Origin of the sequence: Roseateles sp. PN1 (assembly GCF_038419725.1) — a bacterium.
In the GTDB taxonomy this organism is placed as follows: domain Bacteria; phylum Pseudomonadota; class Gammaproteobacteria; order Burkholderiales; family Burkholderiaceae_C; genus Paucibacter_A.
Window position 1 is genome coordinate 424,439 of sequence record NZ_JBCARA010000002.1, and the last position, 12,939, is coordinate 437,377.

Annotated in this window: 10 protein-coding genes; 9 read left to right on the forward strand and 1 reads right to left on the reverse strand. The window is 62.9% G+C overall.

Annotation, left to right across the window (positions count from 1 at the left end; translation table 11 throughout):
• Positions 1-2: 2 nt before the first annotated feature.
• Positions 3-1,031 (reverse strand): UDP-N-acetylmuramate dehydrogenase, encoded by a 1,029-nt coding sequence (gene murB / locus AABB87_RS04530; RefSeq protein ID WP_341970275.1) that lies wholly within the window; start codon positions 1,029-1,031, stop codon positions 3-5.
• Between the two features lie 113 nt (positions 1,032-1,144).
• Here murB and AABB87_RS04535 point away from each other — a divergent pair, with 113 nt between their 5' ends.
• The 9 genes from AABB87_RS04535 to AABB87_RS04575 all read left to right on the forward strand — a co-directional run bounded on the left by AABB87_RS04535 (position 1,145) and on the right by AABB87_RS04575 (position 12,902).
• Positions 1,145-1,639, forward strand: a complete 495-nt coding sequence (locus tag AABB87_RS04535) for a YajQ family cyclic di-GMP-binding protein (RefSeq protein WP_058720138.1) — start codon at positions 1,145-1,147, stop codon at positions 1,637-1,639.
• Between the two features lie 6 nt (positions 1,640-1,645).
• On the forward strand, positions 1,646-2,350 hold the full coding sequence (locus AABB87_RS04540) for a retropepsin-like aspartic protease family protein (RefSeq protein WP_341970131.1): 705 nt from the start codon (positions 1,646-1,648) through the stop codon (positions 2,348-2,350).
• 134 nt (positions 2,351-2,484) lie between these two features.
• Complete coding sequence (prsT, locus tag AABB87_RS04545; protein WP_341970132.1) at positions 2,485-5,322, forward strand: XrtA/PEP-CTERM system TPR-repeat protein PrsT; 2,838 nt, start codon at positions 2,485-2,487, stop codon at positions 5,320-5,322.
• Positions 5,323-5,541: 219 nt separating this feature from the next.
• A complete protein-coding gene (locus AABB87_RS04550; RefSeq protein WP_341970134.1) occupies positions 5,542-6,279 on the forward strand; it encodes a PEP-CTERM sorting domain-containing protein in 738 nt (245 codons plus the stop codon).
• Positions 6,280-6,473: 194 nt separating this feature from the next.
• Positions 6,474-7,652 (forward strand): acyl-CoA dehydrogenase family protein, encoded by a 1,179-nt coding sequence (locus AABB87_RS04555; RefSeq protein WP_058720141.1) that lies wholly within the window; start codon positions 6,474-6,476, stop codon positions 7,650-7,652.
• 12 nt (positions 7,653-7,664) lie between these two features.
• On the forward strand, positions 7,665-8,786 hold the full coding sequence (locus tag AABB87_RS04560; RefSeq protein ID WP_341970140.1) for an acyl-CoA dehydrogenase family protein: 1,122 nt from the start codon (positions 7,665-7,667) through the stop codon (positions 8,784-8,786).
• A gap of 30 nt (positions 8,787-8,816) precedes the next feature.
• Positions 8,817-9,557, forward strand: coding sequence for a pseudouridine synthase (locus AABB87_RS04565; RefSeq protein WP_058722255.1), 741 nt, complete (start codon positions 8,817-8,819; stop codon positions 9,555-9,557).
• A gap of 227 nt (positions 9,558-9,784) precedes the next feature.
• Positions 9,785-11,815, forward strand: coding sequence for an ATP-binding protein (locus AABB87_RS04570; protein ID WP_341970142.1), 2,031 nt, complete (start codon positions 9,785-9,787; stop codon positions 11,813-11,815).
• Positions 11,816-11,861: 46 nt separating this feature from the next.
• Positions 11,862-12,902, forward strand: a complete 1,041-nt coding sequence (locus tag AABB87_RS04575) for a bifunctional riboflavin kinase/FAD synthetase (protein ID WP_341970145.1) — start codon at positions 11,862-11,864, stop codon at positions 12,900-12,902.
• Positions 12,903-12,939 lie beyond the last annotated feature (37 nt).

The window sequence follows — 12,939 nt, forward strand, 5'->3', positions numbered from 1 at the left end:
GATCACAACAAGACCGGCTCCGGCTCCAGCCGAATGCCAAAACGGCCGTAGACGCTTTCCTGAATCGCCCGGGCCAGGGTCACGACTTCAGCGCCACGCGCTTCGCCGCGATTCACCAGCACCAGCGCTTGACGCTCGTAGACCGCCGCGCCGCCCACCGCCTTGCCCTTCCAGCCGCAGGCATCAATCATCCAGCCGGCGGCCAGCTTGATCTGGCCATCGGGCATTTGGTAATGCACCACGCTCGGGTCGCGCCCGATGATGTCGCGGCATTGTTCGGGCGTGACCAGGGGATTCTTGAAAAAGCTGCCGGAGTTGCCGATGACGGCCGGATCCGGCAGCTTGGCGCGGCGAATGGCACAGACCCAATCAAAGATCTGCCGGGCGGTGGGCGCCGTGATGCCGGTCTCGCTCATCTTGCGCTCCAGCTCCAAATAGCCCAGCACCGGCCGCCAGGGCTTGGGTAGAGCGAAGCGCACCTGGGTGATGACGCTTTTGCCAGCCAAGCCACCAAAGTCGCTGTGCTTGAACACGCTGTCGCGATAGCCAAACTTGCACACCGAGGCCGGCAGGCGCACCACGCGGCCGGTCACCAGGTCCACCACTTCGACACTATCGATGCGGTCTTGCACCTCCAGGCCGTAGGCGCCGATGTTTTGCACCGGCGACGCACCCACCGTGCCGGGAATCAAGGCCAGGTTCTCCAGGCCGGGGTAGCCCTGATCCAGGGTCCACGCCACCAAGTCATGCCAGGGCACGCCGGCGCCGGCCTCGATAATCCAGGCATCGTCGCGCTCCTCGACCAAGCGCATGCCGGGAATTTCCATCTTCAGCACCACCGCCTCGATGTCCTTGGTCAGCACCAAATTGCTGCCGCCACCCAGCACAAACTTGGGCGCGCGGCCCAGTTCGGGGTGGTCCACCACGCGGCGCACATCGGCGGCTTCGCGGATGCGCACCATCCGCCGGGCTGTTGCTGGCAGACCGAAGGTGTTAAAAGGCTTGAGATTGACGTCGAGTTCCAGCACCAGTTTGGCGCCCGAAACCTCGTCCCGATTGACCGCTTTTTCATCCATGGCAGAATTTTCCCAGATCAAGGGTGGGAATCCCCTCCCTTTCACCTCACAAGATTGAATAAACATCTATGCCTAGCTTTGACATCACCCTCGAACCCGATATGGTCAAGATCAAGAACGGTATCGAGACCAGCTCCAAAGAAATCGGCACCCGCTTTGACTTCAAGGGCACCAGCGCCAGCGTCGAGCTGAAAGAAAAAGAGAAAGAAATCCACTCCGTCGGCGACAGCGATTTCCAACTCGAACAAATCGAAGCCGTGGTCTACAGCAAGCTGACCAAGCAAGGCGTGGTGATCAGCTTCCTGGACAAGCAAGAGAAGGTCGAGAAGATGGGCGGCGACAAGGTCCGCCAGGTCTACAAGATCAAGAACGGCGTCGAGGCCCCTTTGGCCAAGAAGATCACCGGCTTCATCAAGGAAAGCAAGATGAAGGTGCAAGCCTCCATCCAGGGCGACACGGTGCGCGCCACGGGCAAGAACCGCGATGACCTGCAAGTGGCGATCAATGCGCTTAAGAAAGAATTTGCCGACACGCCGCTGAGCTACGGCAACTTCCGCGACTAAGCCGCCATGGCCAAGCCCAGCGTCAGCCTCGTCCGCCGCCTCGTCTGCGGCGCCAGCTTGGCGTTGATGGCAGGCCTTATTGCCGCGCAAAGCAGCGGCCCCAACAACAGCACAAGCGCTGGGCCGACGCTCAGCTTCAACGGCAGCCTGGGCCAAAAGGCGGCCCTGCTGCTGATCGGCGGCGAGGCCAAGACCGTGGCCGTGGGCGCCACGGTGCAAGGGGTGCGCCTGATCTCGATGGAGGAGGACCGCGCGGTGGTGGAAATTGCCGGGCGGCGCCAGACTCTGGTGCTCGGCGCCTCGCCCGGCCGGGTCGGAGACGCAACGAGCAACGTTCGTAGCGCCCGCCAGATCGTGTTGAGTTCCGGCCCCGGCGGCCACTTCACCAGCGGCGGCAGCATCAACGGCCTGACGACGCAGTTCCTGGTCGACACCGGCGCCACCGCCGTGTCCATCAGCCAGGCCGAGGCCGAGCGTTTGAATCTCAAGTACCGTGAGGGCCGGCGCATCATGACCCAGACCGCCAATGGGGTGGTGCCCGCCCATTTGCTTCAGCTCGCCACGGTGCGGGTCGGCGAAGTGGAGTTGCGCAATGTCGACGCCATCGTCACACCGGGGCAGATGAGCCATGTTTTGCTGGGCAATACATTTCTGTCGCGTTTTCAGATGAAGCGCGAAAACGAAATCATGACCCTGGATCTGCGCTACTGAAGCCCTGCGCATGGCGTTGAACGCTTCACCCCACCCCCGCAAGCAGGGGGTGAAGAGGCGAAGTTGTATGAACAATGTCACCACGACCAGCAGGCAGCGGCTGCAATCGCCGCCGAGTTGCGGATACTGTGGGGATGACTGCACCCATCAAGCCTCGCCTGCTGCCCATCACTTCGCCTGCAAGCGCCCTGCGCCCTTTGCTTTTGGGCATGCTTTTGGGGGCCAGTCTGGGTGCCGCCCAGGCCTCGCCCGAAAAGGCCGCCAAGTTTTACGAAGACGCTCTGCAGCGTTTTGAGAAAGGCGATTTGAGCGGCGCCAGCATCCAGCTCAAGAACACCATTCAAGAAGACAAGCAGATGCTGGCCGCGCATCTCTTGCTCGGCAAGGTCTTGTTCAAGAGCGGCGAACTCAAAGGCGCCGAGGCGGCCTTCGAAGAAGCCGTGCGCCGGGGCGTCAATCGCAGCGAAGTGGCGATTCCCATGGCCCAGCTCTATCTGCAGCAAGGCGAGCGCAAAAAGCTGCTTGAGCAGATCAATACCACGGGCCTCGGGCCCAGCCAACAAGCCGAGTTGCTGACGCTGCGCGGCACCGCCTACGCCCAGAGCGGCAACAACACCCTGGCGGCCAAGAGCTTTGCCGATGCCAAGGCGCTGGACCCTCGCTCTGCCCTGCCCCTGATGGCCGAGGCACAAATGCAGCTGCGCGCAGGCGAACGCGACAAGGCGCGCGCGACAGCCATGCGCGCCACCGAACTGGCCCCGACGCTGGGCCTGGCTTGGTACACCCTGGGCGCCATCCAGCAAGCCACACAAGACAGCAAAGCCGCCCTGGCCTCGCAGGAAAAGGCTTTGAGCATCAACCCCAACCAGGTCGACGCCCGGGTCTCGCATGCCGCCTTGCTGATGAGTATGGGCCGCCAAAAGGAGGCCGAGGAAGATCTGGCCATGCTGGCGGCCGCCAAGCAAGATGACCCCCGCGCCTCCTACATCCGTGCCCAGCTCGCCAGCCAGCGCGGCGACGATGCCGCAGCCAAGAAGTCATTCACCGAAGCCACCAGCATGATCGACGTCATGCCCCCAGGCCTCTTGATTGGCAATGAACCCTTGCTGCTGGCGGGCGCCCTTTCCCACAAGGCCCTGGGCAATAACGAAAAAGCGCGCGCCTATCTGGACATTCTGATTGCGCTCAACCCACGGCACCACACCGCGCAGGTCTTGCTGGCCACCATCCTGCTGGACACCCGTGACTACGGCAAAGCCCAGCCTCTGCTGGAAAACCTCTTGCGCGCCAAGCCAGATGACCCGCATGTGCTGTATTTGCTGGGCTCGGTCCATCTGGCGCGCAAACATTATTCGCAGGCCAGCGACGCCTTTGAGAAATCTGCCCAGCGCAATAACTCGCCGGATGCCGTTCGCGAGTTGGGCTTCAGCCAGCTAGGCATGGGTCAAGACAAGGCGGGCTTAAACAATCTGGAAAAAGCCTTTGCAGACAATCCCAAGGACACCCGCGCCGGTGTTCAGTTGGCCATGATTTATGCCCGCGAAGGACAGAGCGCACGTGCCCTGCAAACCGCGCAAACCATCGTCAAGCAAGATCCCAGCAACCTGACCATGCTGAACTTCCTGGGCAATATCAAGGGCCGGATCGGCGACAAAGCCGGCGCCCGCGAGGCCTTCAGCCAGGTTCTAGCCAAGGACCCGGCGTTCCGCCCTGCCGGTATCAACCTGAGCTGGCTGGACATCGAAGAGAAGAAATTCGACCCCGCCCGCATTCGTCTCAAGCAGATGCTGACCCGCGTCAAGGACGACCCGGATGTGCTGTTCGAGCTGGGCGTGCTGGAATTACGCGCCGGCAAGCCCGCCGAAGCCATGATCCATTGGCAGCGTGCCGAAGACGTGCAGCGCGCGGACCCCAGGCCCGGCCTGGCCATGATTGACCTGCTGTCCAGCCAAAAACAGTTGGACAAGGCACTCGCCACCGCCAAACTGCTGGTGGCCAAACACCCCAGCAAATTGCCGGTTCAGCTGGCCCTGGGCCGTGCATACCTGGCCGTGGGCGACAGCACCAATGCGCGCCTGTCATTCCAGGAAGCGACCCGGCTGGCTGAGTTTGATGCGGAAAAGCAAGTGATGATTGGCCGCCTGCAATTGATGACCGGCAACCCCGATGGCGCGGCCTACAACGTCCAAAAAGCCTTGCAAGCTCGGCCGGACGACCAAGCGGCCCTGGTCTTGCAGGTCGAAGTGGAAGCGCGGCGAGGCGACAATGCCAAGCTTGACGCCGGGCTCAAACTGCTCAACAGCAAATACCCCGGCACCTTGCCCACGCTGATGACCAGCGCCAATGTGGCCATGATGCGCGGCCAAGTACCGCAGGCCGTGACAGCCTACCGTGCCGCGATGGACAAGGCCCCCAACACCGGCACCGCCCTTTTGCTGGCGCGCGCGCTGATCGTCTCGGGCGATACCAACCGTGCCCTGAGCCTGCTGGAAGACTGGTCCAAAAAGAACGCCGAGGACCGCACTCTGCTCAAGGCCCTGGCCGAAGTGCAGTTCCAGGCCGGCAAGACTGAAGCCGCTCGCGCCAGCTACAACAAGCTGCTGGCGGCCGAGCCCGATGATGCCGACACCTTGAGCGGCTTCGCATCTCTGCAGCAACGTATGGGCGACCCGGCCGCGGTGGCCACGGCTGAGAAGGCGCTGAAGCTGTCCCCCGGCAACCCCGAGCTGAGCGATCAATTGGGATGGCTGCTGGTACTCAACGGCAAGGCTGAAGCTGGCTTGCGGCATTTGCGCGAGGCCCGCTTGCGCAACCCGGGCAGCGGTGAGATTCGCTTCCACCTGGCCTATGCCTTGGCCAAGGCCGGACGCAAGGCCGAGGCCCGCGAAGAATTGACCGCTGCGCTCAACGCCCCGGCCAGCGTTCAACCCAGCGCGGAGTTGGCGCGACTCAAGAGCGAACTCGGGCTCTGAACGGTGGGCTTGATCTTGGCTGGTCACTTAAACAGCTTCTTTTGCGAGTTTTGCCACACCAAGGGAAAGCACCCCCCAGATTTACGGGGTTGTTACAAATTGCACCGCTGCTAATCTACTCGCCACAAATTCAAACTTGTTTCCATTCAACAGGGATCGGCCAAAATTATGAAAAACATTGTTCTGCGCGCTAAGGCGCCTCTCGCAGCGATGGCACTGATGGCTAGCCTGGGAATGGGCCAAGCTATGGCGGCCTCGACGGTATTGAATACCAACGGTGTCAGCAACACCACGACCGTCAGCGCGACGTTTGGCAGCACCACCTCCAACACCAGCCTCGGCGCTTTCCAAGTGAAGGACAGCAACAATGAGGCCTTCTGGGTGTACTGCCTGGATCCATTGACCGCTTACAAGGCTGGCGCCACTTACAACACCGCCTCGCTCGGTGACTTCCTTAATTTGGGCGGCGCAAGCAGCAGCTACAACAAGCTGTTCACCAACCCGGCCTACACCGGTGCGACACCCTACAAGGCTCAAAACACCACCACCGTTCTGGACAAGCTGGTGTCGCTGTACTCTCACGCGTACAACGATAGCCTGAGCAACTCGACCAAGTCTGCGGCATTCCAATACGCTGTTTGGGAAATCGAAGGCGAGGCGGCCTATTCCAGCACCAGCGGCGGCTTGAAGACCGCAACAACAGGCGGATTCAAGACTCAGGTCGATGCCTATCTGAATGCCCTGACCAGCAATAACTGGACTTCGGTCAACGGCCTGAACCTGAGCGCAACCAAGAACTACACCTACACCGCCTACGTTTCCAGCCCTCTTGGCGGTTCGCAGACCTTCTTGCGCGTGACCGATGCACCCAACACGGTGCCGGAGCCCGGCTCGATTGCCCTGGTGAGCTTGGCCCTGTTTGGTGTGGCCTACACCCGCCGCAGCAAGCGCAGCTGATTCAGCCCGCTTTGCAAGAATGACAACGGCCCTACGGGGCCGTTTTTAATTGGGGCAGCGACTTCAACACGCCAGTTCCTGGCATGCCCCTGGCCTGTCTCTGTCGGGACAGCTGAAAATAGCACGGCCGTGCTAAAAATAGCCTCGAACAAAGCAGTAGCAGAATTGATCGCCCCAGCGCCAGGAGACGCCCGATGAATTTGAACTTCACGCCCGAGGAGCAGGCCTTTCGCGCCGAAATCCGCGAATGGGTGAGCAGCAACCTTCCCGCCGACATCAGCCAGAAAGTTCAGCAGGCCCAGCGCCTGAACAAGGACGATCTGCAGCGCTGGGCCAAGATTCTTGGCGCCAAGGGCTGGCACGGCTGGGCCTGGCCCAAGGCCTTCGGTGGCCCGGGCTGGAACGCGGTGCAACGCCATTTGTTCGAAGAAGAATGCGCCATGGCCGGCGCGCCGCGCATCGTGCCTTTCGGGCCGGTGATGGTGGCCCCGGTGATCATGGCTTTCGGCTCGCGTGAGCAGCAAGAGCGCCATCTGCCCGGCATCATGAGCGGCGAAGTCTGGTGGAGCCAGGGCTATAGCGAGCCGGGCTCGGGCTCGGATCTGGCTTCGGTGAAAACCAAGGCGGAGCGGGTGGGCGACAAATACATCGTCAACGGCCAAAAGACCTGGACCACGCTGGGCCAGTACGGCGACTGGATCTTCTGCCTGGTGCGCACCGACAGCTCCGGCAAACCGCAGACCGGCATCTCCTTCTTGCTGATCGACATGAAGTCGCCCGGCGTCACCGTACGGCCCATCATCATGCTCGATGGCGAGCATGAGGTGAACGAGGTGTTTTTCGACAATGTCGAAGTCCCAGCGGAAAACCTGGTGGGCGAGGAAAACAAGGGCTGGACTTATGCCAAATATCTGCTTGCCCATGAACGCACCAATATTGCCGATGTGAATCGCGGCAAGCGCGAACTGGAGCGCCTCAAGCGCATCGCCAAGGCCGAAGGCCTGTGGGAAGACCAGCGTTTCCGCGATCAAATCGCCCTGCTGGAGGTCGACTTGGTGGCGCTGGAGATGATGGTGCTGCGCGTGCTGTCGGCGGAAAAGAGCGGCAAGCAGTCGCTTGATGTGGCGGGGCTTTTGAAGATTCGCGGCAGCGAGATTCAGCAGCGCTACAGCGAGCTGATGATGCAAGCCGGCGGCCCCAACAGCCTGCCCTTCATCCACGAAGCGATGGAAGCCGGCTGGCAGGGTGACCACGTCGGCCCGGCCCACTGCGCCTCACTGGCCAGCCATTACTTCAACTACCGCAAGACCACCATCTACGGTGGATCGAACGAAGTGCAGCGCAATATCGTCGCCCAGACGGTGCTTGGTTAAGAGGACACAGACATGGACTTTGATTTCACCGAAGACCAAGAATCGCTGCGTGAAGCCCTGCGCCGCTGGGTCGAGAAAGATTACAGCTTTGAGCGCCGCCAAAGCATCGTCAAGGCCGGCGGCTTCAGCCGCGAAGCCTGGGACGGTTTGCTCGGCCTCGGCCTCGGCGGCCTGCTCATTCCAGAAGACCAGGGCGGCCTGGGCTTTGGCGCGGTGGACGCCATGGTGGTGATGGAGGAGCTGGGCCGCGGCATCGTCATGGAGCCTTTTGCACAAGCCGGGCTAATGGCACCGGTGGTGCTGGCCCATGCGCCAGCCGTCACGCAAGCCGCCTGGCTGCCGCGCATGGCCAGCGGCGAGGCCTTGCTGGTGTTGGCCCACCAAGAACAAGGCGCGCGCTATCGGCATGAGCAGATCAAGACAGTGGCGCGCGAGCACAAGCTCACCGGCACCAAGACCTTGGTGCCGGCAGGCGATGTGGCTGATGCCTTCATCGTGCCGGCACGCATTGACGCGGCCGAAGGCGGCGGCATCGCGCTCTATCTGGTTGAGCGGCAGCAGGCGGGCGTCAGCACCCGGGCCTACAGCCTGCAAGACGGTTCTCGCGCGGCCGAATTGGTCTTGCAAGACGCGCCAGCCACGCTGCTGGTGGGCCGCGAGCAAGGCCTGGCCGTGCTGGAGCTGGCGCTTGACTGGGGCATTGCCGCCCTGTGCGCCGAGGGCGTGGGGGCGATGGAAAAAATGCTGGCCATCACGGCCGACTACCTCAACACGCGCAAGCAGTTCGGTGTCGTCATCAGCAGCTTTCAAGCCCTGCGCCACCGCATGGCCGATGTGAAGATGCAGCTGGAGCTGGCCCGCTCAATGAGCTATTTCGCTACCCTCAAGCTGGGCGATGCGCCGGACGCGCGCCGCATGGCCCTGTCGCAAGCCAAGCTGCAGCTGTGCAACTCCATGCGCTATGTGGGCCAGCAATGCACCCAGCTGCACGGTGGCATCGGCGTGACCGACGAATACATCAGCAGCCACTACTTCAAGCGCCTGACCGTGATGGGCATGCAGTTCGGCGACGATTTGCACCATCTGGGCGAAGTCAGCCAGCGCATGCAGGACAAGGCCGGTGTATTCACCTGATGGCGGCTGAGGGACAATGGCGACATGAAAATGCGCCTGTCCCAAATCCTGTTCTCCCAAGGCTTCGGCACCCGCCGCTTGTGCTCGGGCTTGATCTATAACGAGCAAGTCAGCGTCGCTGGCGAGATGGTCGATGACCCGGATGCCGAGTTCGAGACCGAGGGCTTCAGCTTTGAAGTCAGCGGCAAGACCTGGCCCTTCTACGACAAGGCCTTGATTCTTCTGAACAAGCCGGCCGGCTACGAATGCTCGCGCAAGCCCAAGCATCACCCCAGCGTGATGAACCTGCTGCCCGCGCCCTTGCGCGAGCGCGATGTGCAGCCGATTGGCCGGCTGGACGAAGACACCACCGGCCTGCTGCTGCTGACCGACGACGGCACGCTGATCCACAAACTCACCAGCCCCAAGCACCATGTGCCCAAGGTTTATGAGGCGCAGTGCAAGCACCCGGTCACGCCTGAGATGGTGGCCAAGTTGCTGGAAGGCGTTGAGTTGCGCGAGCCCGAGACCACCAGCGCCAACAAGCCCGTGCGCACCACGCCCTATGTGGGTGAGGTGGTCAAGGCCGAAGGCGCCGAGAGCTTTGGCACCCATGGCCTGCGCCTGACCCTGATCGAAGGCAAGTACCACCAGGTCAAGCGCATGGTGGCGGCCGCTGGCAACCGGGTCGAGAGCCTGCACCGCCCGCGCTTTGGCGCCCTGGACTTGCCTAGCGATCTCAAGCCGGGCGAGTGGATCTGGATCAGCAGCCCCAAACTCATCACACCCTGAGCGAGCACCGCCTCAGCACCTGACGCTCTCTTGACCCCGCGCAAACCCCTAGCGGGTTTGCCTGAAATCTGCGGCGCCCATGCGACGCTCTAGGGTTCATACCGGGTAATTTGTCACATACCGCAGGTACAAACTCTCCCCTTGGAGGATGGGCGCAGCACGCAGAGGCTGCCCCACTAGCAGATGGCGCCGGCGCATGGCCGGCCCAGTGGTCGAGGGATTGAGAAATGTACACACAGCCATCTCCTGGTTCGCCGGGTGTGGGTGATGAGGGCTCATGCCCCAATATCGCCAGCAGCGTCAAGCTCGAGCAGCTGACCGCCTTGCTGGGCCGCAGCGTCACGCCCAGCATCGCCGGGCTGGCCTACAGCATGGTGCCGGTGCTGCTGTTCTGGCCCCATCTGTCGAAAATCATGCTGCTGAGCTGGTTGGCCATGCGCGCGCTGATCGTGTCGCTGCGCTGGGCCGATGTGCTGCGCTTCAAGCGCCTCAAGCCCGCGACCCTGACCCTCGCCCAAACCGATGCCTGGCGCCACCGCCACCTGCTGCTGCTGGGGCTGGATGCCTTCAGCTGGGGCGTGATGGGCCATCTGTTCTACCTGCCAGGCGCACCCGAACTCAATGGCCTGATCCTGGCCTCGGTGCTGGCCGTGATGGCGATCAGCCTGTTTTCTCTTGGCAATACCTTCAGCGCCAATTTGGTCTGTGCCTCCCTGGCCGTGCTGCCCATGGTGCTGCACCAATTCAGCTTGGGCACGATGACGGCAAGCTTCACCGGACTGGGGCTGCTGGTTTTCCTGGGCCTGGCCTTGAGTGAGTCGCGCAAGATGGAGCAGCGCTTGACCGAGCTGCTGCGCCACCGCTTCGCCAATGCCTGGGTGGCCGAGCAGCGCCAGCAAGCCCTGCAAACCGCCGAGCATTCCAGCACCAGCAAGAGCCGCTTCGTGGCGGTGATGAGCCATGAGATTCGCACCCCGCTGAACGGCATCCTGGGCATGACCCAGTTGTTGGAGCGCTCCAATCTGGACGGCACGCAGCGCGAGCAAGTCAACATCATGCGGCGTTCCGGCCAGCACTTGCTGGCCCTGGTCAACGACATCCTCGACCTGGCCCGCATCGAATCCGGCAAGCTGGCGGTCGATACCGGGCCGGTGAATCTGCGCGAAACGGTGGACGACGTCTGCCAGCTGCTGTCGCAAACCGCGCATGAAAAAGGCCTGGCCTTCGATTTACGACTCAGCCCGGCCCTGCCGCTTTTCGCGCTGGGTGATGCCTCACGCATCAAGCAAGTGCTGCACAACTTGATCGGCAATGCCATCAAGTTCACCGAGAAGGGTCATGTCCGCGTGGAAGTGGCCACCGTGCACGATATGCGCGCCGGCACCATGCTGCGCTTCGCAGTGCATGACAGCGGCGAAGGCATTGCGGCAGACCAGTTGGAGCGCGTGTTTGCCCCCTTCGAGCAAGCCCAAGACCTGCGCCGCAAAACCTCCAGCAAGCGCAAAGACGGCACCGGCCTGGGCCTGACGATTTCGCGTGAACTGGCGCGCGCCATGGGCGGCGATCTGCGCTGTAGCTCGGCGCCGGGCCATGGCTCGCTGTTCGAATTCACCCTGCCATTGCAGCCCTGCGAAGCCAGCAGCAGCGATAAATCGAGCGAAGCCGCAGCACCTTCCACGGCTGCAGCGCAAACCGATGCGGCCGAGCCCGCTGCCCAGGCAGCGAGTGGCAACCTCGGTGAGTTGCTCGCGGCAGCCACAAGCACGCCTGGATCATCAACAGTGGTATCGACACCGGCATCAACATCGCAGGCAGCCAGCAGCCAGCCCGCCGCCACCGCGAAACGCCCCGCCCGCCAAGTGCCGCGCCTGAGCGGCCGCGTGCTGCTGGTGGACGATAGCGCGGTCAACGTGCTGGTGGCCTCGTCCATGCTGGAGCAATGCGGCCTGCAGGTCGACCAGGCCGAGAATGGCCAAGAAGCGCTCGATCAGCTCAAGAGCAAGGACTACGACCTGGTCTTGATGGATTGCCAGATGCCGGTGCTGGACGGCTTTGAGGCCACCCGCCAATGGCGCAGCATCGAGCGCCGCGATGCGATGGGCCATGTGCCCATCGTGGCCCTGACCGCCAGCGCGGTCAACGGTGACCGCGACCGCTGCATCCAAAGCGGCATGGATGACTATCTGGTCAAGCCCTTCGAGATGGACGATTTGCTGGGCGTGGCACAGCGCCATTTGCCAGTGACGCAGGCTGCCTGAATGCAGCCCCTAAGGCTGCAGCCGGCTGCCCGGCGATAATCCGTACATGCAGGTTTTTCGCGGTTTTCATCATCCCGGCATCGCCAGCGCTTGCGCGCTGACGATTGGTAATTTCGACGGCGTCCACCGCGGCCATCAGGCCATGCTGGCCTTGCTCAAATCGGAGGCCGAACATCGCGGCTTGCCGAGTTGCGTGATGAGCTTCGAGCCCCATCCGCGCGACTACTTTGCCGCCAAGCTCGGCAAGCCCGAACTGGCGCCCGCCCGCATCGCCCTGCTGCGTGACAAGCTCAGCGAGCTGGAGCGCTGCGGCATCGACCAAGTCATCGTGCTGCGCTTCGACGCCGCCCTGGCCGCGCTCAGCGCCCAAGACTTCATTCAACAAGTGCTGGTCCAGGGTCTGGGCAGCAAATACGTCTTGGTCGGCGACGACTTCCGCTTCGGCGCCAAGCGCCTGGGCGACTACGCCACGCTGGACGCCGCCGGCCGCGCCCAAGGCTTCGATGTGGCCCGCATGATGAGCTACGAGGTGCATGGCCTGCGCGTCAGCAGCTCGGCCGTGCGTGAAGCCCTGGCCGCTGGCGATATGGCCGCCGCCACCCGCTTGCTGGGCCGGCCCTACGCCATCTCGGGCCATGTGGTGCATGGGGCCAAGCTCGGCCGCAGCCTGGGCGAGTCGGCCCCCGCTGCAGGCGACGGCTTTCGTACCCTGAACCTGCGCTTCACCCACGACAAGCCGGCCGCCCACGGCATCTTCGCGGTGCGGGTGCACGGGCTGGCGGGCCAGGTGCTGGACGGCGTGGCCTCGCTGGGCGTGCGCCCCACGGTGGAAGACGCCGGCCGCGTGCTGCTGGAAGTGCATTGCCTGGATTGGCCCGCCGAGCTGGGTGCTGCGGGCGGCTACGGTAAACTCGTCCGGGTGGAACTCCTGCACAAACTTCGCGATGAAGCCCGTTACGACGGGCTGGCTACGCTGACGGCGGCCATCGCCCAGGATGTTCGCGACGCACGCACATTTTTTGCGGGCGCTCAGGCGCCCGGCGCCCACGCGGCCTTGCGGCGCCAGACCACCCGCGACCGAATTTGAGGCTGACAGCAGGATCTGCCCTGCTTCGCTGAATCGC